Below are 25,929 nucleotides of genomic sequence, written 5' to 3'. Positions count from 1 at the left end.
TCCAACTGTTTGCGCTGTGCTTCGCTCAGCTCAACTTTCGCCGCGATTCTCATGAGTTCTCCCTCCATGTACATGGAGACTCACAAATCGCGATTAAGTTGCATTATTTGTGACGCATCACACTAGTACCCGTGCGCCCAACACACCGGAACAGGTTCCGGCCGCCTTCGATGTTGCATTCAACGCGGGCGATATCGACAGCCTGCTCGGCCTGTTCACCGATGACGCAACGATGCGGATGGCGGACGGTGAAAACGTGGCAAGCGGTCTTGAAGCGCTGCGCCGTCAGTTCACGGAACTCTTGAAGGCGGGGCCACACATCCGCAACCATGTGCGGCTTTCGCTCGTCAGTGGCGACATCGCGCTGGTACTGGTCGACTGGACCGTGGCCGTGACGCTACGGGACGGCCAACACGCCAGTCAATCCGGCACCGCTACGCAGGTCATGACGCGTGGCGACGATGGGGATGGAAGCTACGGATCTCCAACCCACTCGGAACCAGCCTGGCTGCCGAGTATACCGACGTGTAGTATCCGCTCGCGTTGGCGTCCCGGCGTCTATGAGCCCGCACGTTTGGGCCCGCCGTAGGATCGACGCGCGCGTACAGCGCGTTGTGGCGTGATGTGATCCCACGGTGGCTCGTCGCCAAATGCAGCGACCAGATAGTCGAGCAAGTGGCGCACTTTGAGAGGCATATGACGTGCGCTCGGATAGACCGCCTGAATCGTCAGTTCCGAAGTGTGGTACTCCGGCAGCAGTTCGACGAGTTTTCCACGCGCAATCTGCTCCCCGAACACGAATGTCGGCCCGTAGACGATGCCGGCTCCGGCGAGCGCCGCTGCAAGCAGCATCTGGGTATTGTTGGCTGCCATCCGGCATGGACCACTGATTACGTGCGCACGAAGTTTCGCGTCGACCAGCGTCCAGTCTCCAACGGAGACGGCTTCGCTAAACGTGAGCCGTGGTGCATGCCGCAGGTCGTCCGGGCCGCGCGGCGTTCCGTGACGCTTGAGATAGTCTGGCGACGCGCAGATGACCATTCGACACGGTGCGAGCCGGCGTGCGACCAACCCTGAATCGGGTAATCGCCCGATTCGTACTGCAACGTCTACGCCGGCTTCGAGCAGGTCGACGTAGCGGTCGCTCAGCGACACTTCAATGTTGACGTGTGGGTGTTCTTCCAGATATTTCGCGAGGACTTCACCGAGATGCATCGCCCCGAAGGTGACTGGCGCGGCAATTCGCAGCACGCCACGGGCGGTTCCGTGAGCGTCGCTCGCCTCGCGATTTGCCTCGTCGTAGGCTTCGAGAATCCGTTTGCATCGATCGTAATAGACTTGACCGATATCAGTCAGGCTGAGACGGCGCGTTGTGCGCTGGAGCAGCCTCGCATTCAGCTCGGCTTCGATCGCGCTGACGTACTTGCCGGCCATCGCAGCAGATAACCCGAAGCGTCGCGCCGCAGCGGCGAAACTGCCTTCATCGACTGCAGCGACGAATACTCCAATGCCAGTCAAGCGGTCTATTCGGTCCTCGATTCGATGGCTGGATTATCGGGTAGATCAGCGTGACCAACAACTATCGACGGGACGGGACACCGATAAAGTTCGGCGAGCGAAACGTTTGTGAACGTCTCTTGCCGGTCGTCGTGCTGGTCACAGCCTTCCAATCTGCAGCCATTGCACTGAAGGGTGTTCACCCGGCACAGTCTCCGGAAGGACCGAATGCGCCAGTCGCAGGCCGCGCGCCGAGTTGGCAAACCACACGACCGCATCCCGAGTCGTACGGTTGCCGACAACGTACGCGCGAAACCCTGGATTGTGCCCCCAATGAAAGAAGCTTTGCTGCGAGGGTTTCAGTCCCCACCCCAAGCCCCAGGCGACATTGGCATCGGGCGGGTTCGTCCCGAGCAGGTCTTCCGCGTTGTCGCCCTGGCGTACTTGCACCGCAGGCGAGAACCAGCGGGCGTACATGTGGCTCGTAAGGCCTTCGGCATTGAGCACTGACTGGACGAAGCGCAGGTAGTCCGAGGCGGTGGTCAGGAGCGACCAGGACGCCTGAGCGGTGTCGAGTCGACGCTTGGGCACCGGCTCGCCTTCCCACTCATGGCCTTGCGCATGATTGGCGACGAAACGTTGCTGCCATTCCAGGCTGGAGTGATGCATACCGAGCGGTTCGAAAACCCGTTCCCGAGCCAGTGTCTCAAGCGAGCAGTGGGTGACGGTTTGCATCGCGCGCTGCAGCCAGGCAAAAGCACTGCTGCCGTAGCTGAAACGCTCGCCCGGCGCAAAGTAGGTTTTCAATGGGGCGTCTGCCCGCACAATATTGGGTAGTCCGCTCGTGTGCGTCAGGACGTGCAGGGCGGTGATCTGTAATGCCCTTGCGTCATCGGGCACGTACTCGCCGCAGATATCGCTCAGTGGTAAGTCCAAACCTAGAAGGCCTTCCTCGGCGAGCTGCAAAGCCATGAACGAGACCAGTGGCTTCGTGGGCGAAGCCGCTTCGAATACCGTCTGCGCGTCGACGGGCGATCGATCATGAGAACCCCGAATACCAAAGCAGTGCTCCGTCGCCTGGGTGCCCTTCCGGAGTGTTGCCAACGACAGGCCCGGGATTGTGCCTGTGGCGGTTACGCTTTCGAGCAACGCCTCCAATGTAGCCATGTGGCAAGTCGTCCGTGTGGGTCGAGACCTGCATTATGGTGGATCTACCCGCATGTGTGTGCCCGACCAGTTTTAGCGTTAGAAGCACGCGGCGTCGCCGAAAGATATCGACGCGCCGCGCTTTCAAGCGAAATCTGTCCACGATCTTCATCAACCACAGGGCAGCATGGATGCCGCGACGGCTCTGCGGATAGACTTGCGCATGAAAACGGAAATGGAGGATCGGTGATGGTCGGAGAAGAACAGAACGACAAAGAAACTTCGCTGCCCGCCGGGTTGCCGCCTGGCATGGCTGGGTTGCAGATCGGCATCGTCAGGAAGATCGATGCCGATCCTCTTGCCATGACGCGAGTATTGGTCGACTTACCTTTGATCGATCACGATGGCGAAGGTATCTGGGCGCGTGTCGGCTCGCTGTATGGTGCCAGTCAGGGTGGCATCAGCTTCATGCCGGAGATTGGCGACGAGGTGCTGGTGGGCTTTATCAACAACGACCCGCGCTCTCCGGTGGTACTGGGCAGTGTATGCGGCGGCAAGCATGGTTCGCCGGATACGTCCCACGAGGCCAATACCAGCAAGACCATCGTCACCAGGGGGCAAATCAGGATTACGTTGCAGGACATCGACAAGACCGTCACGATTGAAACGCCGGGCGGCCAGGTCATGGTGATGAGTGACACGGATGAATCGATCAGCATCACCGACTCGCATGCGAACAACGTCAAACTGTCGGCGAGCGGAATCGCGCTGACCAGCCCGAAAGACATCGCGATTACGGCTTCCGGCGCGGTCAACATTCAGGGTGCGGCTGGCGTCAACGTCACGTCGTCGACCAGCGTGAAGGCTGAAGCGCCCCAGATCAATGCAGAAGCTTCGATGACCCTCGCGCTCAAGGGCAACGCTAGCGCGAAGCTGAGTGCGTCGGGAGAACTGGATATTCAGGGTAGTTTCGTGAGGATCAACTGACGGAGAAGTGTTATGCCAGAAGCCGCACGCCTGACTGATTTTCACGCATGCCCGATGATTAACCCGGCCGTTCCCCCTAGTCCTCACGTTGGCGGGCCGGTGATCGGTCCCGGCGTACCCACGGTGCTGATCGGCGGGCTGCCGGCCGCAGTGGTGGGCGATATGCTTGTTTGCAGCGGCCCACCGGATTCCATCGTTAACGGGTCGGCCACCGTGTTGATTGGTGGGCGGCTCGCCGCGCGCGCGGGGGATCCCTGCGCGCACGGCGGGACGATTATGCATGGTTGCCCGACAGTGCTGATCGGTGGGTGATCAAGGGTGCAGCTCAATATTCCGTTTCCATCGGACCGTGTCCGGCAGTGGTAATCGAATGCCTACCGGCCGAACCCCGGCTTGCCTTTACCTCCCGGATACGCGACATTTCTGGAATCGCCAGTAGCGAAGCAGAACACCCTGATTCAGGACGGATCGTAACCTCTGCATCCAGAAATAATGCGTATCCCACCACTAAAAGCCATCATCGCGTTCGAGAGTGTCGCTCGCACAAAGAGCGTCAATCGGGCGGCTGATGAATTAGGGTTAACGCCATCGGCGGTTAGCCATCAAATTGCCAACCTCGAATCCGTGGTCGGAAGACCCTTGTTCACAAGACTGGGGCGGGGACTGGTGCTGACGCCAACGGGTCAGCAATATCTGCCGGATGTCACCGGATCGCTCGCCGATCTGAGCCGCGCGACGGAGCGCGCATCGAGCCAGTCGGGTGTCGAGATTCTTCGCATTCACTCGAGTCCGAGCTTTGGGTTGATGTGGTTGCTGCCGCGGCTGGCTTTGTTCCAGGAAGCGAACGGCGACATTCAGTTGAATCTCGCGTGCTCGTATGAGGATGTGTCGTTCACTTCCGGCTTCTATGACGTCGACGTACGGCATGGCTACGCTCATTGGACCGATGGCGAGATCAAGACGCTACGCAACGAGTTCATCGCGCCTCTTGCATCGGAGGAATACCTGAGAAGACACCCGGTGCGTACCCCCGAGGATCTGCTCGAGCGGCGCCTGATCTTCTCGGAGACGCCTCTCGTGCAGTGGAAGCAATGGTTCGGCAAGTTCGGCGTCGCGGTGTCGCCCAAGGCATACGATTTCGCGTTCGACCGCTCGTACATGTCGCTTGAAGCCGCGGCATTGGGACACGGCGTCGCGCTCGAAAGCACGATGCTCGCATCGGTCCATCTCAAACGCGGTTCGCTCGTACCGGTCTTCGATCGCACGTATGCGGTCGAAGTCGGCGCCCATCACCTCGTTTACCCTTCCCAGAACGCGGACCTGCCGCGCGTGGCCAGATTTTTGGCCTGGGTCGAGCAAGAGATCAGCCGTGACGCCGCGTAGCGCCAGCCCACGCCAGGCGGGACCGCGGCGCCCTGCCTGATGCCAAAGGGCTACATTCTGACGCCTGTGACTCCACGGTGCGGAAACACCTGAAAATTCTTCAGCAATAGTTGAGCCGAACTGCATTGATCGAGATGGTTGAAGCACTGAAACTGCATCTACCAACTAACGTGATCGATGGAGACAAACATGTTGCTCGACAGCAAAGTCGTAATCGTAACCGGTGCAGCCTCGCCGCGTGGCATCGGCCGTGCGACCGCAAAAGCGCTTGCCGCCCAAGGCGCGCGAGTGGTGATTCTGGATCTTCGCAAGGAAGACGCCGAGAGTGCCGCGCGCGATCTCGGCGAAGAACACCTCGGCCTCGCCTGCGATGTGACCGACAAGGCCGCATGCATGGCTGCCGCCAAGGCGGTCATCGAAAAGTACGGCCGTGTCGATGGCCTTATCAACAATGCAGGTATCACCCAGCCTTTGAAGACGATGGACATCGGAGCCGACAACTTCGATGCAGTCATCGACGTGAACCTGCGCGGCACGCTCTACATGTCGCAAGCGGTCATTCCGCAAATGAGAGCGCAAAAAAGCGGCAGCATCGTCTGCATGTCATCCGTTTCCGCGCAACGCGGCGGCGGCATCTTCGGCGGTCCTCACTACAGCGCTGCAAAAGCGGGGGTACTCGGTCTCGCTCGTGCGATGGCGCGTGAACTCGGGGCGGACAACATCCGCGTCAACTCGATCACACCGGGCCTGATCCAGACGGATATCACGGGCGATAAGCTCACTCCCGAGATGCGCATCGACATCATCAAGGGCATTCCACTCGGCCGACTCGGCGATGCGGCCGACGTCGCGAACGCCTGTCTGTTCCTCTCGAGCGACCTGTCGGCCTACCTCACCGGCATCACGCTCGACGTCAACGGCGGCATGTTGATCCACTAAGTACGACATCCGTCGCGATTGCGGCGGATGGGTCAATGCACCCGGCGGTAAAACCCGGGGCGATATGTCCGCAAGCATCTTGCATGGGGCCAGAGTAAGAGCTTTGCATGGGATCAGAGTAAGCGCTAAAGCGCTAACTCTGATCGACAGCTAAAGCGCTAACTCTGGCCGACAGGAGACAAGCATGAAAACGAAGGCCACTGCACCGTCAATGACGGGCGATGTCACATCGCTCGCCGATCCGGCGAGCTTCGAATCAAAAACGTATGCGAAAGTGGGACGGCGTTTGATACCGTTCCTGATGCTGTGCTATCTGGGCGCTTATCTCGATCGTGTCAACGTGGGCTTCGCGAAACTGCAGATGCTCAACGACCTGCGATTCAGCGAAACCGTGTATGGCTTCGGCGCCGGTATTTTCTTCCTCGGTTATTTCCTCTTCGAGATACCGAGCAATCTCATGTTGCACAAAGTGGGCGCACGAAACTGGCTCGCTCGCATCATGCTGACGTGGGCCGTGATCTCGGCCTGCTTTGTCTTCGTCAAGTCGCCCACAACTTTCTATGTCCTCCGCTTTCTATTGGGCGTGGCCGAGGCTGGGTTCGCGCCAGGCGTCATCCTGTATCTGACCTACTGGTTTCCGTCGGCGCGGCGCGCCAAAGCGCTCTCCCTCTTCTTCATGGCGATTCCGCTTGCCGGCATTGTCGGTGGGCCGCTGTCCGGTTACATCCTGCATGCGTTCCAGGGCGTACACGGTCTCGCTGGCTGGAAGTGGCTGTTCATCCTCGAAGCGCTGCCGTCGCTGCTCCTTGGCGTCGCCATCCTGCTCTACCTCGACAACGGTATCGCTGCCGCCAAATGGCTCACTGATCCGGAAAAGGCGCTCCTCGCACGCAACGTGGCGAACGACAACGCCCATAAGGTCGCCCATGTGTCGATCAGGTCCTTCATCGGCGATCGTCGTTTGTGGTTGATGGCTGCCATCTACTTCTGCGTCGTGCTCGGTCAGTATGGGCTGACGTTCTGGCTGCCAACGATCATCCGCAAGTCCGGCGTGGCCGACCCGCTGTGGGTGGGCGTCTTCACAGCAATCCCGTACCTGTGCGCCATCATTGCGCTGCCGCTGGTGGGAGCCAGCGCTGACCGCCATCGCGAACGTCGTCTGCATCTTGCGATCCCGATGCTCGTATCGGCGGCAGGCTTTGCAACGCTGCCGATGCTGGGCGGAGTCGGCGCGTCGCTGGTGTGTGTCAGCGTGGCCGCCGCCGGCATCCTCGCTTCGTCGTCGCAGTTCTGGTCACTGCCGACCGCACTCCTCGGCGGCATGTCCGCCGCAGCGGGCATCGCCGCGGTGAACTGTTTCGCCAATCTCGCAGGGTTCTTCTCGCCGGCCATCGTGGGCTGGTTGAACGACCTGACCGGTAAGTCGACGGCTGGGCTCATCTTTATCTCCGTCGCTATCGTCATCGGTGCCGGGCTTGTTTTCCTCGTGCCAGCCAAAACCGTCAATCGCTGACACCTTTCGCTGCAAAGACTCACTTTTTAATCAAGGAGACACCATGAACAGTCCCTCATCAGATGGGGTGACGCTCGCCGAGCGCGCCTACCGGATTCGCAGAAACGCCTTGCTGATGGGCGAAGTGCAGGGCCAGGGCTATATCGGCCAGGCACTCGATATCGCCGATGTACTCGCGGTTGCCTACTTCGGCGCGATGCGCTACCAGCCCGACAACCCCGACTGGGAAGGCCGCGACCGCTTCCTGCTGTCCAACGGGCATTATGCGATCGCGCTTTACGCAGCGCTTTTCGAAGCCGGCTTCTTGCCACCAGAAGAACTCGAAACCTACGGTAGCGACGACAGCCGGTTGCCGATGTCCGGAATGGCGAGCTACACACCCGGCATGGAGATGTCCGGCGGCTCGCTCGGCCACGGTCTCACGATCGCGGTGGGCCGCTGCCTGGGACTGAAGCGCAAGGGCTCAAACGCCTTCGTCTACACGCTCTTCTCCGACGGTGAACTCGATGAAGGCGCGATCTGGGAGGGCCTGATGTCGGCCGCTCACTGGAAGCTGGACAACCTGATCGCCATGGTCGACGTCAACAACCAGCAAGCCGACGGTCCCTCCTCGAAGATCATGGCGTTCGAGCCGCTCGTCGAGAAGCTCGAAGCATTTGGCTGGTTCACGCAGCGCGTGGACGGCAACGACATCGACGCCGTGAAGGCGGCCTTCGATGCTGCACGCAATCATCCGAAGGAGCAGCCCCGGATTATCGTTTGCGATACCCGCATGGGTTGCGGCGTGCCGTTTCTCGAAGAACGGGAAAAGAACCATTTCATCCGCGTCGATGCCCATGAGTGGCAACTGGCGCTCGCAGCACTCGAAGCAGGGAGACAAGCATGAGCGACACCACACTCACCCAGAAGCCGCGCCTGAAGACCTCGGCGATGATCGCTTCTATCGCGGGCGAAGGACAGGTCACGCGTTCCGCTCCGTTCGGTCATGCATTGACCCAACTGGCTCGGGAGAAGAAGAACGTGATCGGCATGACCGCCGATCTCGGCAAGTACACCGACCTGCATATCTTCGGGAAGGAGTTTCCAGACCGCTACTATCAGATGGGCATGGCCGAGCAGTTGCTGATGGGCGCGGCCGCCGGTATGGCGCATGAAGGCGCCCAACCGTTCGTCACGACGTACGCCGTATTCGCAACCCGTCGCGCGTATGACTTTATGCACCAGGCCATCGCCGAGGACAACCTTGATGTGAAGATCATCTGCGCGCTGCCGGGCCTCACGACCGGCTACGGCCCGAGTCATCAGGCGGCAGAGGATCTTGCACTGATGCGTGCGATGCCGAACATGACGGTCATCGATCCGTGCGACGCGCTCGATACCGAGCAGATGGTGGCCGCGATTGCTGCGCATAACGGCCCGGTGTATGCGCGTCTGCTGCGTGGCAACGTTCCGGCCGTGCTCGACGAATACGACTATCAGTTCGAACTCGGCAAGGCCAAGCTGCTGCGCGACGGCGCAGAAGTTCTGATCATCTCGTCGGGCATCGTGACAATGCGCTCGCTGGAGGTGGCGAAGATGCTGGAAGCGGACAACGTCGGAGTTGGCGTGTTGCACGTGCCGACCATCAAGCCGCTCGACACTGAGACGATCTTGCGCGAAGTCGGGCGCACGGGTCGCATGGTGGTGGTCGCCGAAAATCACTCGGTGATCGGCGGCCTTGGTGAAGCGGTCGCGACCACGTTGCTCACGGCCGGCGTCACGCCGATGTACCGTCAAATCGCACTGCCCGATGAGTTCCTCGGTGCGGGCGCGCTGCCGACCTTGCACGATCGCTATGGCATCTCCACCAACGTCATGGCCGATACCATCAAGGGCTGGCTTGGATGAGCCCACGGTGTCATCCAAACGCCGCAGCACGGCGGACATCGCTCCGCCTGCGTGTGAAACGAGTCGTCCGCTAGCTTGAAAGGGGGCGGTGCGTCAGTTCCGTCGACGCACCGCTACCGAAAAAGAAAGCAGTTGGTACGGGTAGCGAAATCATCAATCATCGCAGTGGCCGGATGCTGGCGCGCGGAGCAGAATGCACTTTGGGACTTAACGAAATCGCTGCGATTTTTGTCTGATCACTATTGTCGACACAGTTTGCGCGACGGGGTGATGTTCATCTTGGACTGTGGCACCCGCACTGCAGCAAACGCAGAAATCGCGTACGCTCCGCCACGGCGACATGGCACACCGGCGGCGTAGGGCATTTGTCAGCCGGTCGCGCCTGATAGCGTCAAGCGCGGGTGCCGGGAAGGGACGTGTTGTCCCAGAAGCATGCGACCAAAGGACCAGAAACCATGAACAAGAGAGACATCAACTCAGCCGGCACAGATCGCAGCGCACCCCGTAGAAACGTCGTGGCGGGCCTCGTTTATGTGTTTGAGCAGGTCATGCCGGACCCATTCGTCCTTGCAATTGGCTTGACCCTGGTGGTGGCCCTGCTGGCAGTGGCCTTCGCGCCGCATGCTTCGCTGGCGGTCATCCTGGCGTCCTGGTACGGAGGCACGTTCAACATTCTCGGCTTTGCGCTGCAGATGATCCTGATTCTCGCGACTGGCTATGCGATCGCCGACGCACCCCTCGTCCAGCGCGGCTTGCGGGCGATGGCTGCCGGCGTGCGCACGCCGACCCGCGCCGCGCTGCTGGTGTTCCCGATCGTCGCGATGGCCGCGTGGCTCAACTGGGGACTTGGCCTGGTTGTCGGCGCACTCCTGTCGCGCGAAATCGCCAAGCGCGTGAAGGTGGATTTCGCATGGCTCGTCGCCGGTAGCTACTCGGCGTGGTCGGTCTGCAATAGCGGTTTGTCCAGTTCGATCGCGTTGTCACAGGCGTCGCATGGCAACGCATTGAACCTTGTTGAGAAAGCCACCGGGCAGGTCATTCCGTTGACCGATACCGTGTTCGCGCCTTTCGTCTTCATCCCGACGGTCCTGGTCGTTATCGTCATGACGGCGATCTTCATCTGGATGCACCCGAAGCAGGAAGATGTGGTCGCTTTCAATGAAACGCAGCCCGAGCCTGCAGCAACTGCGGAGGCCGATCCGCATGCCCGGGACGCGAAGGCATCGTCCTTCGCTGCCCGTGTAGAACGGTCAATGCTCGGCACGCTGTTCCTGCTGGTGCTGGGCGTCGGCTATCTCGCGATGACGTGGACCAGCAAGGGCTTCGAGTTGGACATCAACACCACGATCCTCATCTTCCTGCTGGTAGGGCTGGCGCTGCAGCGCACACCGATCGCTTATGCCGATGCGATTCGCCGTGCCGCGCGGCAGACTGGATCGATGCTGCTTCAATATCCGATGTACGGCGGCATCATGGGCATCATGACCGGGACTGGGTTGGCGTCGGCGATCGCCAAGACGTTCGTGGCGATTGCGACGCCCGTCACGCTGCCCGTCTTGAGTTACTTGAGCTCGCTTATCATCACGCTGCTTATTCCCAGCGCCGGCGGACACTGGGCTGTTCAGGGGCCTTTCGTTCTTCCCGCCGCCTTAAGCCTGCATGCTTCGGTTCCGCGCGCGGCCATGGGGGTTGCCATGGCCGAAAACGTCTCGAACATGCTGCAACCTTTCTGGGCTGTACCTGTGGTGGCGATCGCCGGCATTCGCATCCAGCGTGTCATGGGCTACACGGCGATCACGTTTGTCGTATCGCTCGTCATCTATGCAGCGGCGCTTTGGCTGATTCCATGATCCGCTGACCAAAGGCTTAAGCCAGAGGCGACTGCACGATCACGCCGTACCACCCCAAGCCGCGATAGCTCTCGTAGCCTGGAGTGGCGGCGAACGATACGGTGCGGCCATCCGTCAGTTGATAAAAACCTGCTGGGCGGCCGTCGGTATTCAGACGGAACTGCTCGTCGAGCACGCCTTTATCGTCCGAACTCGCAATCACGCGATGCGACGCGTTGACGATCATGCAGCGCGTGCGGCGCCATTCCTCGTCCGTGAGCCGCACGCCTTTGACGACCGCCGACGCTTGCGGCGCCCAATCGAAAAAGATCACCAGCGCACCGAGCGGTTTGCCGTCGACCGCACCGTTTTCGCGGATCGCTGTCGCATAGGTCGCGACGTGCGCGTGCTTCAGATGCGGCAGCGCTTCAATATCGCCCGCAACAAAGTCCGCGCCCGAAGGCGTTTTCATCGCATCGCGAAACCAACTGGCTTCGGCGACATTGCGGTCATGCACCGCGTACATATCCGGCCGGCCATTCGCGACTACATTGCCCGCTGCGTCGATGATCCATAAATCGCGGTACACGGTATAGCTGTCGAGAATTACCGACAGACGGCGCGACGCATACGCTCGTGTTTCAGCACTCTTATGGGCGAGACAGTCGACCACTGCGGAATCGGTCGCCCACCAGCGCACATCGCATGAGCGCTCGTACAGATTGCGGTCGATCACGTCGATCATGTTCAGCGCAAGATCGGCACAACGCTGGCCCTCGTGCGAGCGCAGCCGTTCGATCATGCTGTCGCCGAGATCGGTCAGCTTGGTCAGCGAACCCGCGAGTTCACGATTGAGTACCGTGGTGATTTCGCCGATCCGCGCGGACACATGCTTGACCTGATTCGCCACGACCGCGAAACCACGGCCCGCATGGCCGGCGCGCGCCGCTTCGATCAAGGCGTTGAGTGCGAGGAAGGTGGTCTCTCGATTGATGTCGTTGATATCGGAGATTTTGCCGGTGGCGAGCTTCTTGACGTGATGCGTCAATTCGACGATTTCGAGCGGATTCGACATGACCTGGTCCGGTTGTTTGCAAGCTTGTGTCTACACAAAAGCAAACATTGGGCCGGGTTGATTCCACGGGCATCACGGGCGTTGTTGTGCACCCCGCAAACGTTTGGCGATGCATGTGATGGTGCAGACAGAAGATGCGATGACCGGCGGCGCACCGGGTACGTGCATCGCCGGGAGGAACAGCTTATGCAGCCGGAACTCGTTTATCGCCGAGCACTGCAACCTTGCATGCTCGGGTCAACGATACCGAATGATCTCGGTGTCGTTACGGCGCGTCGATCGCTAGCGGCCCGGGGGCGACTGCGATATCCGGTTCGGGTGAGCGAATTGCAAAAAAGCCACACAGCGATTTTTCCACAAGTAAAAAACGGCCCCGAAATCCCGAACTATGTTCCTCACGCCGTCCAATGGCATGATGATGGCCTCGCTTCTTAATTCACCCACCTCTCCCGAACATGTCGAACCTGATCGTACATGGCGGTCTCCCGTTACGCGGCGAGATCGTGCCATCCGCCAACAAAAACGCTGTCCTGCCCATCCTTTGTGCCACGCTGCTGACCGATCAGCCACTCCGTCTCATCGGCGTACCTGAAATCACCGACGTCAAGAAAATCCTTGAGATTTTCCGCACGCTGGGTAGCGATGTGTTGATGGACTTTGCCACCGGCATCCTCGATTTGCATCACCACGCGACGGCATTCGATCCCGTCGCGCACAGGTTGCCTGAGGAGATGCGTTCTTCGATCATGCTGGTCCCGCCGTTGCTGGCGCGTTTCGGCGTCGCTCGTCTGGAGAACGATGTAAAGGGCTGCACGCTAGGCGTACGCGAGATCGATCCGCACGTTGAGGTGTTCGAGCGCTTCGGCGCATGCGTCGAGCGCACTGCCGACTCGCTCATCGTGCGCGCAACCACGCAAATGGTTGCCAATCATCATTGGCTAGACTACGCATCGGTCACCACCACCGAGAATTTCGCGCTCTGCGCGGCGTCGGCCAGCGGTACGTCGACGTTAGTCAATGCAGCATCGGAACCGCATGTGCAGGAGTTTTGCCGTTTTCTGGCTATGCTGGGTGTCCCAATCGACGGTATTGGTACATCGCGCCTGAGCGTAGAAGGCGGCCACAAACTCGGTGGCGGTGAGTTTCGGTTCAGCGAGGATTTTCACGAAATCGCGACTTTTCTCGCGCTTGGCGCAATCACCGGTGGCGACATCGTGGTCAGAAACACTGCGCCCGAGCAGTTCCCGCTGATCGACCGAACCTTCGCGAAGTTCGGCGTGCAGGTAGTGCATCGCGATGGCTGGTCGCATGCCGTTCGGGAAGGCCCATTGCGAGTGCGCCGGCCTTTCACCCAAAATATTCTCACCAAGGTGGAAGCGGCGCCCTGGCCGTATCTGCCCGTCGATCTGCTCCCCATCTTCATTGCGCTTGGCGTGAAGGCTGAAGGCAGCGCGATGTTCTGGAACAAGGTCTATGACGGCGCGATGGGCTGGTCCGTTGAACTCTCCAAGTTCGGTGCGCACGTGTTCTTGTCGGACCCTCATCGTCTGATCACTTTCGGCGGGCTTCCATTGAGTCCCGCGAAAGTCGAGAGTCCGTACATCATTCGCGTGGCAATCGCGCTACTCATGGTCGCCGCGAGTATCGAGGGGCGTTCGGAAATCATGAATGCGCTGCCGATCCGTCGTGCACACCCCAACTTTGTGGAAAATTTGCGCTCGGTGGGCGCAAGCGTGGAATGGACCAGCAGCGAATGACCGTGCAGTCAGATCACCCGAGCCGTCCTCGCGGGCCGCAGTGACGGGCCTAGGGCTACAGTTCGACTAGCACCACGCCTTTGAGCCTTCCCGCGCAGGCCTCTTGCAATGCCTTTGGGGCATTGTCGAGGCCGCTGAAGGTCGTGCATGGAAGATGAATCGTGCCTTCATGCCGCCATTCGTTCAGGCGTTGCATCCATTCGTCAAACGCGCCAGGGTCGTCTTCGCATGCGCTATAGCCGCGCAGGGTGATTCCCTTGATCGGGAGCTGAAACGAATCGATCTCGGTCGGCGCAATGGAGGTGGAGCCTTCGGCATTCAGTTCTGCGATTAGGGCGCCCAGGATCACGAAGCGCGCACCTTCTCGCGCCAGCGCGACCGCGGCCGTCAATTGCTCGCCGCCAACCATGTCGACGAAGACATCGATGCCGCCCGGTGCCGCTTCGGCCAGTTGCGTGACGATGGGCCTGCCGTCGCGAACGATCACCGCGTCATAGCCTAGCGAGCGCTTCATCCACTCAGCCTTGCCCGGGCTGCCCGTGCTGCCGATGACTTGTCCCGCGCCGAGCCTGCGCGCAATCTGTCCCGCCATCGATCCGATCGCACCGGCGCCGCTGGAAACGAATACGGTGTCGCCGCGATTGACGTGCGTGCCCCGGGTCAATGCGGCATAAGCGGTCCAGCCGTGACCAAGGTAAGCGGCCGGCTCAAGGCGCTCGCGCTGCAACACCGTGCATTGACGCGCGTCGGCCACCGCATAGTCGCGCCAGCCCAGCGAATGCAAGACAGTGTCGCCGGCCTGCAGCCCGGAGTCGGGCGTCGCGGCAATCACTTCGCCGATCGCCGCATCGGCAAGGGCATCGCCCGGCTTGAGCGCCGGAAATGGGATGCCTTTGATTTCTTTGGCTTCGCGGCTGGCCATTAATCGCGTCGACACGGAGATGCGGAACCACCTGTTGCGTAGCAGCACCTGGTGGGGGCCCAATGGCGGTAACGGCGTCTCGACAAGCGTGAAATGCGCCGACTGCAGTTGGCCTTCCGGATGGGCAGCGAGGGTGACTTGACGTGAAACACGGGGCAGCGAGTCCATGCTGGATTCCTTCTACTAGGGGATGGCAGTGGCACCGCGCACCACATTTTGCTTACGCAGGTATATTTGAATTTTTGCGTGGATCGACGGCCATGGCTACTCGCTTTTCCGCACCCCCTCAATCGGCCCGCAGAGCACCCAGGCAGCAGCGTTCGCGAGCAACCGTCGATGCGATCGTCGAGGCGGCTGCTCACGTTCTCGCCGCGCGCGGCTGGACGAAGTTCACGACAAACGAAGTCGCCCGCGTCGCCGGTGCGAGCATCGGATCGTTGTATCAATACTTTCCCGACAAGCTGGCGCTGGCCGAAGCGATCCGCGAGCGCCACCTCGATGCGGTACTCGCGGTGTTGCCTGATCCCGATGAGCGCGGCGATGCAATCCGGCTCGAGACGCGGGTCGCCCAGGTGATCGACGGCATCATCGCGATCCATTCGACCAATCAGAGACTGCATCGGGTGTTACTGGACGAAGTACCGCTCGCGGCGCGGGCGAGCCTTGATGCGTTCGAGGTGGAATATCTGCGTCGTTACGAGGCTTTGATCCTGCAAGGCACGGAGAGACCCGGCGCCCCGCACGACGCAATCGCAGCCCAGGTACTCGCTTCGGCCGTCGAAGGCGTCGTCCATGCGGCCGCGTTGCGCGGCGAGCTCGGCGCACCTGAGGTGCGGCGGGAGCTCAATGGCTTTGTTTGCGCCTACCTGCGCGAGCGTCGTGTCCTTTTCTCGGACAACATCTGATGCCGATTCTTCTCGGCACGTCCTCGGCCAAAACCGGCGTTCGCGCCGTTATCACTATCAGTCTGTACGCCGCAGACGGGAACGAGGACTAACTGAGACGAACGGTCAAGCGCGTCCGAGCGTGGCTGAAACAATAGAGGCGGAACGACGCTGACATTCGAGCGTGCCTGCACCGGAGAACGCTTCCTGGATGCGGTATGTGCCGTTCCGCTCGAAAAATATAAAAAAGGCCTGAGAGAATATGAGAATTAAAAGCAAATGGGGAAAGGGCATTCACGAAGGAAAAGTCGTTTCCGTCGTCGACGGTAAACGGATTTACATCCATCTACGCTCCGCGATGGAGACGCACGCTTCGAGCCATATGGCAGCCGGTCGAGGCCAGCGGGTGCTTACCGCTGCGATCGACAATGTGCACAAAATAGTGGATCACATGAGTGAGCCATTTTCCCACGCGGAACGAGACGACGTTGTAGTTCTGCTTTATGCCAGCGACGAAGCCCGTATAGCGACCCTCGCCGTGCTCGGTCTGAGTGATGCATAAGCAGCGCTCCACCGTCATTACGGTCGAGTCAAACTAGCGGCTTCGCCTCGCTCTGCAACTCGTCGAACAGCCAATCCCGAAACAGCTTCACCGTCGATGTGCGGCTCTTCTTTTCCTCGGCGCATACAAAGTGGAAGAAAAGCCCCGTCGGGATCTCTGGTCCGAACGGGATCATCAGCCGCCCGGCCCGCACGTCCTGCGCGGCCAGCACGCGCCGGCCCAGTACGACACCCGTGCCTTCGACCGCCGCCTGGAGTGCGTGGTCCGCGTGATTGAAAAACACGCCGCGCGTCGCATCGATTTTCATGCCCGCGTGCTTGAGCCACTCCGACCAGCCCGTGGCCACCGGATCGACCATCCGCAGGGACTCGTCGTGAATCAAGGGCACGCGGGCGAGATCGTCGGGCGTGAGCGGCTGATCTTGCGCGTTGCGCAACATCGGACTGCACATCGGCACTACGGATTCCTCGACCAGACGCTCCACATGTAAGCCGGCCGTATCGATGCGGCCAAAGCGAATCGCCACATCCACCCCTTCCTTGACGAAATCGCACAGTGCCAGCGAAGCGGACACGCGCGTTTTGATCTCGGGATGCAAGTCGGTAAATTTCGAAAGACGCGGCACGAGCCATTTGGTCGTGAAGGCAGGGCCCGCCGTGATGACCAGCCGCTGTGAATCCCGCGTCGTATCGACCCAGGTCATCGCGCGCGTCAGATGGGTGAACCCGAGGCTGACTTCCTGGAAACAGCGCTTGCCATGCCCAGTCAATTCGATCGCGCGGTTCGAGCGGCAAAACAGCTCGACGCCGAGGTACTCCTCGATGGTGCGGATCTGGTGGCTGACGGCAGCCGGTGTGACACACAACTCTTCCGCGGCTTTCTTGAAGCTCATATGACGTGCGGCAGCTTCAAACGCGCGCAACGCATTCAACGGCGGCAATCGATATTTCATCACATCCGGACTTTAGCCAAAGTAACGCAAGCGCGAAGATTATTGACGCTTTTCTAGATATTAGAAAGTGATATTCAAATCGCATGACGCCTCTACCTCGCGCGACGCCGTCACGCGGATGGCCGATCAGTTGACTGCGAACCTCGTAGCGCTCGCTGCGGGTGCGCCGTGCAATTGCGTCGCCTAACGGCCGCGCGTGGTCGGCGTGCAATGAGAAAAACTAATCCGAGGCTGCGAATTGCTCGCTTTTCCCGCTAACCGGCTGATGCCATAGTCGTACCGAAGCGGCGCCACGGTGGCGTCGCTTCGGATAGAGAGTCCTGATCATGTTCGGCTTTGCCTTTTATATCGCAATGTATCTCGTCGGCAGCTACCTGTCGGCGCGATTTGCGCTACCGATACCCGGGGCGATCATCGGACTCGGCCTGGTGTTCGCCGTCCTGACCCTGCGAGGCAAAGTGGATGCACCGCTCAAGGTCTCGTCCGATGTATTGCTGCTCTATCTGGTGTTGATGCTGGTGCCGACCTGTGTTGGCGTCGTCAACCTGATTCACAGCGTGCCGCCGGGCATCCTGAGTCTGATCCTGGTGCTGGTTCTCGCGCTGGTGGCCGGCTGTCTCGCCACCGCATGGATCGCCAACACGCTGCTCGCTCGCCGTCACGCCGCGACCGGCCCGATTGCGTCATAAATTCCACCATACAGATGCATGCTATGACGATTTTCAGCAGTTCCCTGGGGCTCGTTGCGCTGACGATCGCGGCCTACTCGGCCGGCAACTGGCTGTATCTGCGCTCGGGGAAATTGCCCGTACTGCAACCGGTCATGATCGCGACGATTGCGCTGGTGGCCCTGTTGCTGAGTACCGGCTTACCGTACAGCCAGTACTTCAATGCCACCAGCATGCTGCATGGCCTGCTGGGTCCGGCGGTGGTCGCGCTCGCCGTGCCGCTCTATGAGAACGTGCACAAGGCGCGCGCGGTGCTGCTGCCAATCGTGCTTGCGACGCTGCTCGGCGGCCTCGCGGTCACCGGCAGTGCGCTGCTGCTGGGCCATGTGTTTGGGCTGAGTCCGCTGATGGAGCGGGCGTTCAGCACCAAATCCGTGACGACACCGATCGCCCTGTCGGTGGCTGACAAGATCGGCGGGTCGGTACCGCTGACGATCCTCGGCGTATTCGTTACGGGGCTGGCCGGCGTCACATTGACGCCGTTCCTCCTGAAAGCCATTGGCGTGGACAGTCCGGCCGTGAAAGGTTTTACGCTCGGCGTGACTTCCCACACCTTCGGCATTACGCGTGCTGTCGAGTTCGGCTCGGAGGCCGTGGCCTTCGCCACGCTCGGCATGGCGCTCATGGGCTGCGCTTCGGCAGTCCTCGTTCCGGCGATTTTCCGTTTGTTCTGACCGACCAATCGGGCTTTGCTTGCCGATCGTCAGCTAGCCAGATCATTGACAATGCGTCGTTTGAATTGCTGTAATGCATCGCGGTGCTCTGGTCAGTCTATCCTTCGGAGTCGTTGTGCGAGAAACAACACTTGCTCTTGCTCTAATTCCGCTCGTGCTGTCCTTACTGACCGCGTGCACGCCCGAGGTCCCGAGAAACAACAAAGCACTTCTGATACCGTCGGCAGACGACGTAGCGAAACGTTGCCTGGCTCATGTAGCAGGCAGTGGCGAGCCACTTCTGACGGTTGGCGAAATGAACGCGTTGCAATGGCGTCGCTAAGTCAGTTGCGCGTTGACCAGCAACTTGCTTGTGGATGCAAATAGCGATCTTGGCAATCCGGAAGCGATCGTATCTCTCCAGCTCAATCCTGACGGTTCGGTAGGCTCTGTCACGCTGCTACACACGAGCGGCAACGCGGCGTGGGACGCCGCCGTACAACGTGCGATTGTCGCTGCTTCGCCGTTACCGCCAGCACCGCCCAATCAAAACGTGTCGAGGATCGATTTCCATCTCCGGCCTCGGCGTCGCCCGCTCGGAATTGGAGGCAGCACAGGAATCGCGGGCGAAAGCCATTGGTCAGTCGTGCATTGCATAACTGTGGGACGTGCCCGCACGTGCGAATAGCGTTTCCGCGCCTTATGAAACCTACCTGTCTAGCCGCCTTTACGCTCTCTTTGTTCTGCATGATGGTTGCTGGCAAGGCAGCCGAACCCTTACCCTCGATCACGCTCGAAGGAACACTGGAGGTCGGGGCGTTTTATGGACCGCCCAATTACGGTGAGAACCCAAGCGGCGACCGCATCGAGCATTCGCTATTTCTGCAGTTGCCCGCTACGCCAACGACGCAGCTTGGCGATTCCGAGGCGTTAGCCAAACTCGGCCCCGACGCCGGGAGGACGTATTTTGTTCAGATCGTTGTTCACGACCAGGAGTTGTCCGCAGCAACAAAGGCAATCGGTCACCGAGTGCAAATCGTTGGCGTTCCGTTTGTACCGCTGACGGGGCACCACAGAACGCCCTTACTAATTGACGTGAGAGCGCTCAAGCCGATTGACTTGTGGAGTTGGTAGATCTGGCGCATCCACCTGGCGATTGGCCGCTTTTGGAATCGCTCAGTGTCGCCTCTGGGTCGGGCTGGGCCGGCCGCGTCGGACGGAAGCCGGCCGAGCCTGTGTGAAAACGCACTCATCGCCTAAACTGAATCAACTCGTTGAGACCGGGTGACTCATGAAGCGATTCGTTGAAGGCGATGACCGCAAGCAGGTCGCACTACTTCCCGAATGCGTCGATGACTACATCGGCCAGGACAACCCGGTCAGAATCGTCGACGTGTTCGTGGACGAACTGGACCTCACGACGCTCGGCTTCAACGGCACCACGCCCGCAATCACGGGCCGTCCGTCCTACCACCCTGGCGTGATGCTCAAGATCTATATCTACGGGTATCTGAACCGCGTACCTTCCAGCCGACGTCTTGAGCGCGAATGTCAGCGCAATGTCGAACTGATGTGGCTGACAGGGCGTCTGTCGCCAGACTTCAAGACGATCGCCGACTTTCGCCGCGACAACGGACCGGCCATCCGCAACGTATGCCGTCGTTTCGTCGAGTTGTGTCGTGGACTGAAGCTGCTATCTAGCGACATGGTGGCCATCGACGGCAGCAAGTTCAAGGCTGTGAACAGCCGCGACAGAAACTACACCGCCGGCAAGATCGATAAGCGTCAACAGCAAATCGAGGAAAGCGTTCAGCGATATCTCGACATGATTGAGACTGCAGACCGGACCAGCCCAACAGGTTTCGATGTGAAGACGGTACGCCTGTACGAGAAGATCGCGATGTTGCGCCAGTGGATGCGTGAGCTCGAGCAGATCAAACAGCAGTTGAAGAATGAACCGGACGGACAGCTGTCGCTTACCGACCCGGATTCCCGCTCCATGACCAGCGGCGGCAAGAGAACCGGAACGGTCGGCTACAACGTTCAGACTGCCGTGGATACGAAGCACCATCTGATCGTCGAACACGAGGTGACGAATATTGGAAGCGATCACGGGCGACTCAGCAGGATGGCAAGTTCTGCGAAGAACGCAATGGGCAAGCCAAAGTTGAAGGTGCTGGCTGACCGGGGCTACTTCAGCGGTCCGGACATCCGCGCTTGCGAACTGGCCGGGATCACGGCGTATGTCCCGAAACCGCTCACCTCAGCGTCAAGGAAGAAAGGGCTCTTCACCAAACGCGACTTCATCTACGTTGCAAGAAACGATGAGTATCGATGTCCCGCCGGTGAGCGCGCAATTCTTCGATTCAAGACCGTCGAGAAAGACATGAATCTGCGCGTGTACTGGCCCAGCGCCTGCCCGCGTTGCCATCTCAAGGAGCGATGTTCGCCCAGCGACTACCGTCGTATCCGACGATGGGAGTACGAACACATACTTGAGGCCATGCAACGTCGGCTAGACCGCAAACCCGACGCAATGACCGTCCGCAGAAGTACGGTCGAACATGTCTTCGGCACGCTGAAGCACTGGATGGGTGCCACACACTTCCTGACCCGAACGCTCGGACGGGTGAGCACCGAAATGAGTCTCCAGGTATTGGCCTACAACCTGAAGCGCGTCATGAATATACTTGGGGTTGCCGGGATGAGGATGGCTGGAAGCTGAAGCCCTGAGGGGCTTCCTGCGCTCGCAATGTTCGATTAGCGCAAGCTCGACGCATCTAACTTGATCGACCCGACCGGCAACCTCGCCGTCAGCGGCAAAAATGGAGTTTCCACACCCCCTCGGCCAGGTTCGGTCATTCGACGTTAGCTCTCAGATTGCTGACAATCGCCGATGGACCAGACTCAAACTCTGCGCTAGCGTGCCGTTACCCGGTTTATAGGCGCGGCCGACAAGGGCCATCAATCAAGGTGCTCGCCAGGTTGCCCAGCGCACAAACGATGTCGCGAGTTGTCGGTGATCATTCGAACGACATCGATTTGTGCGCCGAGATCTTCAGGGTAAGGGAGTGAGGGAGATATGGGAGGCTCGTGTTCATTCGTTGCCGCATGTCACCTGCGAGACGGCGTCTAGTCAATATCGAACCACGTACAGGAGCGCGGATGGCAAACGAACTTGTAGTCCCGTGCTGGACGCGAGGTCGAATGTGGCCGACGCTGGTCTATTTCATTGGGGTCTCGGCGAGCAGTTTGAGGCTGTATAAGGGCAGCCACGCAGCCGGTCCATGGATAGTGGCGCTGTATTCAATCTTGATCGCCGTGCCCGTTTGCCGAGTGCTGTTCAAAAAGAGATTCGTCTTCACGGGCCAGCCGAAATCTATTCGGTGCGAGTCGCGTTTCGCTGGAATACTGGTAAGCACCGGAGCGCTGGATCCAGCCGCATTTAAATGGGTTCGCTCGCGCATGGGCTCGTTCGAACCGAGGGACGCCATCATTGAAATCGGAATGGAGCACGTCTACGACGCCGTAACCGTGCAAACCATCAAATATGCGATGAGCGAGGCGCGTGAGGTGGTAAAAACGCGCACCGAAATTGCCGACGTTCTCGCAATCGAAGATCGCGGACACGAGCGGTTGCCCCCTCAGAAGACCATTTCCTAGGAATGTCATCGAAGATGAAAAATAAAGACCGGGATTCCTCGAATATTTTCAGCATACTCAAGCGAATGAGCATGGCGACCATTCTGTTAGCAGGATGGGTTTTCGCCGGCGCACCGGCTTTCGCCAACGGTCGAAACGCTGCACTTGCGAACGATTTCAGGTTCTTCTGCATGCGGGGAACACCGAGTTACGAGAGCCTCGATGCATATGCGACCGCGCTTAAGCTACCAATCAAAAAGGATCTTTCCCGTGACATGGGACATGGAGATCGAGTCCGGTCGCGATCCTGGACGGTCGGCTCCGACACTGGACCGTACGAGCTTGCCGCCGCGGAGGCGACTCAAGGCGATGTCAAAGTGGAAACCTGCGAAATCGGCAGTGCCGACGGCAACGGCAACGAGATCCATGCCGACCTCACCGCGCACTCCAATTTCGGATCCTCACAGGACAGCGCTTCGCCGGATGGGCGGATTAAAACAGTAGTCTGGACGCTCTCGTCAGGGGAAAGGATAGTCTTGACGCACGCGATTACCGGCCCCGGCTTTTATCTGACTCACGTAGAAAAAAGCCTCCGTTCCAAGTAAGGCTGATTGTCTACAACCGTCTTGAATGACCGCTTCGTCGTGCGATGACCGTCCCTTGCGGGTCGAACTGAGCGGGTCAGCATCAGGCGGGGTCCGGCCACTTCCAACCGCTCGCTCGAGTGCCGAGATTGACGCTAAGCGTCAGGTTTAATCGGAATCCAGACCCTCACTGCAGGCCATCTGAACGCCTCAACCGGCGCTCGAAATTTCTCGCCGCACAGAAATCGCTTGGGCGGCAATTCTGGTTCTTGTCTTCCTTGCAGTCAGTGGTTTGTATTCAGGGACGACAACACCTCATTTGTGGTCGTGGTTTCACCGAGACGCGGGAAGATTTTCTCGACGCTGTGCTGATGCGAAACGGGGTCCAGGTCCGTCATGGCGTCCGTCACAAGAGCGACGTGGTATCCGTGTTCATGCGCATAACGGGCAGTCGATTCGACGCCGATGCTGGTTGCGATCCCGCACACGAATAGCTGCGTGACGTTCAGATTCTTGAGATGCTCGTCAAGGCCCGTGCCGTGGAATGCTCCCCACCGCATCTTCGTAACTTTGTGATCGCGCGGGTGTTCCTTGAGTTCCGGGACGAGATCGGCCCAATCGGCGGGAGGATCGAAATGATGAGACTGGTCGGTTCGCCCAGGTGCGCCCCCTGCGACATTCACGAGCACGACCGGGAAACCGCGATCACGAAAGGCGTCAGCAAGTTGAGCTGCCTTGCTGGTAATTTCATTGGTCGGATGCGCGAGTGGGAGGCTGACGATTCCCTTTTGCAGGTCGATCACGATAAGCGCCGGTTGCTTGTCCAACTGAGAAAGCGGCATGGGGAACTCCCTGGTTAAAGTCAAACGGTGAGATGGATCATTCCAACGATCCCTTGGGAAGGGTCCAGTCGAAAAATGTAAAGATCAGCAGAAAGGCGGAGACGCAGCCCATCACGATAGCCAATGCATGAATGCCGCTGTCACTCGGTTTGTGCCCGAAGACGATTCCGAGCAGGCTGGCAGCAAAAATGGCGCCGACATACGCAAAGGTTCGCTGTAATCCGGCTGCCGTTCCAATCTTTGCAGCGGGTGCCTGAACATAGATCGCTGTCTGCGTAGCTGTCGATGTCATGCCCATGGGTATGCCGAAGAACATCGCAGCCGCCGCCACGAACCAGATGGGGCTATCGCCGTGAATGAAGTTTAGGCAGGCACATCCGATAAGACCACCGACTGCACTAATAACGAACGGCGACTTGAGACCCTTGGTTCGCGCGGCCAGCAGCGAACAAATGCCCGCGAGTATCGACATCGGCAATGTCATCAGGCCAGCCGCGCTCGCAGAATAATGAGCACTGCTTTCCAGCCATTGAGCGAAACCATACAGAACGCAGTAGGAAATCATGAGGAACAGCATGATTCGCAGATACGTGATGGTCAGCGGCAGGTTCTTTGCCAGCATGCGCACATCGACAAAGGGCTGGCTGCGTTTCAGGGAGTGAATGACGAAGCCGATCCAGAATGCAGCGGATGCTGGTAGCGTCCACCACAGTGGATGGTCAAGATTCATCAGGAAGGTCATCAGCAATATCAACGCTACGCTGAATAGCGCGACACCCGGCAGATCGACCTCCTGAACAAGACGCGAGAAGCTTGCCGTGCGAGAATCGTCTTTGGGCACCCAGAGCAACACCAGGCAGGCCGTCAGGAAAGACAGCGGAATATTGATTGTGAAGATCGCATGCCAACCGAACGAGCCTGTCAGGAGACCACCCAGCAGCGGTCCGAAGGCGGTGGTCGCTATGCCAGCGAAAGACAACGCCCCCATCGCCACACGAGGTGGCGCCATCCCGTGGCGATCGCCCTGGGATCGGAAGATGCGCATGGCCGACGGATAGGCGCCCGAAGTTCCCACGCCAAGCAAAACGCGAGAGAGCACCAATACCGCTAGTGAAGGAGCGAGCGCACCGACGATACCCGCAATGGCGACCAGTGCGAGGGAGATCAAGTAAACGCGGCGCGGACCGAACAGGTCGGCTAGCCGTCCCATCGTCGGCTGCGCAATCGCGCTCGTCAGATAAAGTCCGGCGATCAACCATCCCGTCTGTACCACGCTCGCACTGAACGCCACGGCGATGGGCGCAAGCGCAGTGGAGATCATCGTCGAGTTAATCGGATTGAGCGTCGATCCGAGCGCAAGCGGCGTCACGAAACGAAAGCCAAAATGCGATGATCGTTGTGTTTCGGGCAAGGGGGCGTCCATAGCCTACAGATCCCCGAGGTGCCGAATGATGTCCACGGCTTCGACGAGCGTTTTTTGCTCGGCAGGAGAAAGCTGCGAGATCGCGGCCAACAGCCAATCGCGTTTGGCCAGACTCACTTTCTTTCGCGCATCCATCCCTTCGTCAGTCAAGGCATACAGAATCTGGCGGCCGTCTGTCGGATGCGGCTGACGCTCGACTAATCCTTCTGCTTCCATCGCTGCAAGCGTTCCGCCCATTGTTTGCGGCTTCACTGCTTCGGCACGCGCGAGGTCTGCTGTCGTCATCGAGCCGACTTCCTCCAGCCGGGCCATGATTGCGACCTGGGACCACGTAAGTTCGCGTGTATTGGATACCGCTCGCAGCCGGCGAGTCAGTTGGCCCGTGACGGACAACAGTTCCGTAACGGCACTTTCGAGGGCTTTTTGGTTCGTGTCCATGAGGCATTAGCCTACATATTAGAAGAATAACTTGCAAGTTATTCTTCTATATTTTGCCTCTATGCCGGATGCTTTGGATGTGTTCCTTGCTTACTATGGGACGATTTCCGCGATTGAGTGGCCGCTTTCGAGCAAGCCGGAAGACCGCTTCGGGTCGAAGGACGAAACCGCTCGCGCGGTAGGGGGCTCCGGCTGAGCTCTGGTGGTACCCGGGAGGAAACCAGCTCTGTTTTCATGTCAGGTACGAGGCAAGCCGCCTCGTTCCTCAACAGGAGCAGAGCCATGA

27 protein-coding genes are annotated in these 25,929 nt (G+C 59.5%); 19 read left to right on the top strand and 8 right to left on the bottom strand.

All coding sequences use genetic code 11. The features are described 5' to 3' along the window. The first annotated feature begins 109 nt into the window (after positions 1-109). Complete coding sequence (locus GNZ12_RS42310) at positions 110-589, top strand: YybH family protein (protein WP_172318748.1); 480 nt, start codon at positions 110-112, stop codon at positions 587-589. Here the strand turns inward: GNZ12_RS42310 and GNZ12_RS42305 are convergent. Both GNZ12_RS42305 and GNZ12_RS42300 read right to left on the bottom strand, forming a co-directional pair. Further along, a complete protein-coding gene (locus GNZ12_RS42305) occupies positions 559-1,527 on the bottom strand; it encodes a LysR family transcriptional regulator (RefSeq protein WP_172318750.1) in 969 nt (322 codons plus the stop codon). The two genes, GNZ12_RS42310 and GNZ12_RS42305, sit on opposite strands and share 31 nt — an antisense overlap. A gap of 129 nt (positions 1,528-1,656) precedes the next feature. Beyond that, positions 1,657-2,664, bottom strand: coding sequence for a serine hydrolase domain-containing protein (locus tag GNZ12_RS42300; RefSeq protein WP_235994084.1), 1,008 nt, complete (start codon positions 2,662-2,664; stop codon positions 1,657-1,659). A 228-nt stretch (positions 2,665-2,892) separates the two neighbouring features. On the opposite strand from GNZ12_RS42300, the gene GNZ12_RS42295 reads away from it, so the two are divergent. The 8 genes from GNZ12_RS42295 to GNZ12_RS42260 all read left to right on the top strand — a co-directional run bounded on the left by GNZ12_RS42295 (position 2,893) and on the right by GNZ12_RS42260 (position 11,202). After that, entirely contained in the window at positions 2,893-3,630 is a 738-nt protein-coding gene (locus GNZ12_RS42295) for a phage baseplate assembly protein V (protein WP_172318744.1), read from the top strand. Positions 3,631-3,642: 12 nt separating this feature from the next. Further along, positions 3,643-3,942, top strand: coding sequence for a PAAR domain-containing protein (locus GNZ12_RS42290; RefSeq protein WP_172318742.1), 300 nt, complete (start codon positions 3,643-3,645; stop codon positions 3,940-3,942). 180 nt (positions 3,943-4,122) lie between these two features. Next, positions 4,123-5,013 carry a LysR substrate-binding domain-containing protein gene (locus GNZ12_RS42285; protein WP_172318740.1) on the top strand — a complete coding sequence of 297 codons (891 nt, stop codon included), beginning with the start codon at positions 4,123-4,125 and terminating at the stop codon, positions 5,011-5,013. 189 nt (positions 5,014-5,202) lie between these two features. Further along, the gene (locus tag GNZ12_RS42280; RefSeq protein ID WP_172318738.1) at positions 5,203-5,952 is read left to right on the top strand and encodes an SDR family NAD(P)-dependent oxidoreductase; all 750 of its coding nucleotides are present in this window, start codon (positions 5,203-5,205) and stop codon (positions 5,950-5,952) included. Positions 5,953-6,136: 184 nt separating this feature from the next. After that, on the top strand, positions 6,137-7,465 hold the full coding sequence (locus GNZ12_RS42275; RefSeq protein WP_172318736.1) for an MFS transporter: 1,329 nt from the start codon (positions 6,137-6,139) through the stop codon (positions 7,463-7,465). A gap of 43 nt (positions 7,466-7,508) precedes the next feature. Continuing rightward, the gene (locus GNZ12_RS42270) at positions 7,509-8,351 is read left to right on the top strand and encodes a transketolase (RefSeq protein ID WP_171929086.1); all 843 of its coding nucleotides are present in this window, start codon (positions 7,509-7,511) and stop codon (positions 8,349-8,351) included. Next, entirely contained in the window at positions 8,348-9,352 is a 1,005-nt protein-coding gene (locus GNZ12_RS42265; protein ID WP_172318734.1) for a transketolase family protein, read from the top strand. Before GNZ12_RS42270 ends, GNZ12_RS42265 begins: the two co-directional genes overlap by 4 nt. Positions 9,353-9,807: 455 nt before the next feature. After that, complete coding sequence (locus tag GNZ12_RS42260) at positions 9,808-11,202, top strand: short-chain fatty acid transporter (protein ID WP_172318732.1); 1,395 nt, start codon at positions 9,808-9,810, stop codon at positions 11,200-11,202. 16 nt (positions 11,203-11,218) lie between these two features. On the opposite strand, the gene GNZ12_RS45445 is transcribed toward GNZ12_RS42260, so the two are convergent. Continuing rightward, complete coding sequence (locus tag GNZ12_RS45445) at positions 11,219-12,256, bottom strand: methyl-accepting chemotaxis protein (RefSeq protein ID WP_172318730.1); 1,038 nt, start codon at positions 12,254-12,256, stop codon at positions 11,219-11,221. A 455-nt stretch (positions 12,257-12,711) separates the two neighbouring features. On the opposite strand from GNZ12_RS45445, the gene GNZ12_RS42250 reads away from it, so the two are divergent. Further along, on the top strand, positions 12,712-14,013 hold the full coding sequence (locus tag GNZ12_RS42250) for a UDP-N-acetylglucosamine 1-carboxyvinyltransferase (protein WP_172318728.1): 1,302 nt from the start codon (positions 12,712-12,714) through the stop codon (positions 14,011-14,013). Between the two features lie 55 nt (positions 14,014-14,068). On the opposite strand, the gene GNZ12_RS42245 is transcribed toward GNZ12_RS42250, so the two are convergent. Beyond that, complete coding sequence (locus GNZ12_RS42245; protein ID WP_172318726.1) at positions 14,069-15,103, bottom strand: MDR family NADP-dependent oxidoreductase; 1,035 nt, start codon at positions 15,101-15,103, stop codon at positions 14,069-14,071. Between the two features lie 92 nt (positions 15,104-15,195). Here GNZ12_RS42245 and GNZ12_RS42240 point away from each other — a divergent pair, with 92 nt between their 5' ends. Next, positions 15,196-15,840: a TetR/AcrR family transcriptional regulator gene (locus tag GNZ12_RS42240; RefSeq protein WP_172318724.1), complete on the top strand. Its 645-nt coding sequence runs from the start codon at positions 15,196-15,198 to the stop codon at positions 15,838-15,840. A 241-nt stretch (positions 15,841-16,081) separates the two neighbouring features. After that, the gene (locus GNZ12_RS42235) at positions 16,082-16,381 is read left to right on the top strand and encodes a hypothetical protein (protein WP_172318722.1); all 300 of its coding nucleotides are present in this window, start codon (positions 16,082-16,084) and stop codon (positions 16,379-16,381) included. 28 nt (positions 16,382-16,409) lie between these two features. Here GNZ12_RS42235 and gcvA read toward each other — a convergent pair whose 3' ends face one another. Continuing rightward, positions 16,410-17,333 carry a transcriptional regulator GcvA gene (gcvA, locus tag GNZ12_RS42230; protein ID WP_172318720.1) on the bottom strand — a complete coding sequence of 308 codons (924 nt, stop codon included), beginning with the start codon at positions 17,331-17,333 and terminating at the stop codon, positions 16,410-16,412. Between the two features lie 326 nt (positions 17,334-17,659). Here gcvA and GNZ12_RS42225 point away from each other — a divergent pair, with 326 nt between their 5' ends. The 7 genes from GNZ12_RS42225 (at position 17,660) to GNZ12_RS42195 (ending at position 22,961) form a co-directional block, all read left to right on the top strand. Next, entirely contained in the window at positions 17,660-18,022 is a 363-nt protein-coding gene (locus tag GNZ12_RS42225; protein WP_172318718.1) for a CidA/LrgA family protein, read from the top strand. Positions 18,023-18,045: 23 nt separating this feature from the next. Further along, on the top strand, positions 18,046-18,735 hold the full coding sequence (locus GNZ12_RS42220) for an LrgB family protein (protein WP_172318716.1): 690 nt from the start codon (positions 18,046-18,048) through the stop codon (positions 18,733-18,735). Between the two features lie 352 nt (positions 18,736-19,087). Continuing rightward, positions 19,088-19,402, top strand: coding sequence for a TonB family protein (locus GNZ12_RS45725; protein ID WP_216673580.1), 315 nt, complete (start codon positions 19,088-19,090; stop codon positions 19,400-19,402). A 14-nt stretch (positions 19,403-19,416) separates the two neighbouring features. Beyond that, positions 19,417-19,848, top strand: a complete 432-nt coding sequence (locus GNZ12_RS42210; RefSeq protein ID WP_172318712.1) for a DUF4431 domain-containing protein — start codon at positions 19,417-19,419, stop codon at positions 19,846-19,848. Between the two features lie 157 nt (positions 19,849-20,005). Continuing rightward, positions 20,006-21,439, top strand: coding sequence for an IS1182 family transposase (locus GNZ12_RS42205; RefSeq protein WP_172318710.1), 1,434 nt, complete (start codon positions 20,006-20,008; stop codon positions 21,437-21,439). 482 nt (positions 21,440-21,921) lie between these two features. Beyond that, positions 21,922-22,377, top strand: coding sequence for a hypothetical protein (locus tag GNZ12_RS42200; RefSeq protein WP_235994083.1), 456 nt, complete (start codon positions 21,922-21,924; stop codon positions 22,375-22,377). Between the two features lie 14 nt (positions 22,378-22,391). After that, positions 22,392-22,961, top strand: a complete 570-nt coding sequence (locus GNZ12_RS42195) for a hypothetical protein (protein ID WP_172318706.1) — start codon at positions 22,392-22,394, stop codon at positions 22,959-22,961. A gap of 263 nt (positions 22,962-23,224) precedes the next feature. Here the strand turns inward: GNZ12_RS42195 and GNZ12_RS42190 are convergent, their stop codons facing one another. From GNZ12_RS42190 to GNZ12_RS42180, 3 genes are read right to left on the bottom strand one after another with little or no spacing between them, the layout of a single operon-like run. Further along, positions 23,225-23,782 carry an isochorismatase family protein gene (locus GNZ12_RS42190; protein WP_172318704.1) on the bottom strand — a complete coding sequence of 186 codons (558 nt, stop codon included), beginning with the start codon at positions 23,780-23,782 and terminating at the stop codon, positions 23,225-23,227. 37 nt (positions 23,783-23,819) lie between these two features. After that, complete coding sequence (locus GNZ12_RS42185) at positions 23,820-25,193, bottom strand: MFS transporter (RefSeq protein ID WP_172318702.1); 1,374 nt, start codon at positions 25,191-25,193, stop codon at positions 23,820-23,822. 15 nt (positions 25,194-25,208) lie between these two features. Continuing rightward, entirely contained in the window at positions 25,209-25,643 is a 435-nt protein-coding gene (locus tag GNZ12_RS42180; protein ID WP_123385449.1) for a MarR family winged helix-turn-helix transcriptional regulator, read from the bottom strand. Positions 25,644-25,929 lie beyond the last annotated feature (286 nt).

This window comes from Paraburkholderia solitsugae (assembly GCF_013177695.1).
In the GTDB taxonomy this organism is placed as follows: domain Bacteria; phylum Pseudomonadota; class Gammaproteobacteria; order Burkholderiales; family Burkholderiaceae; genus Paraburkholderia; species Paraburkholderia solitsugae.
Note: the sequence above shows the minus strand (reverse complement) of the source record. Positions and strands in the feature narration are given on the sequence as shown.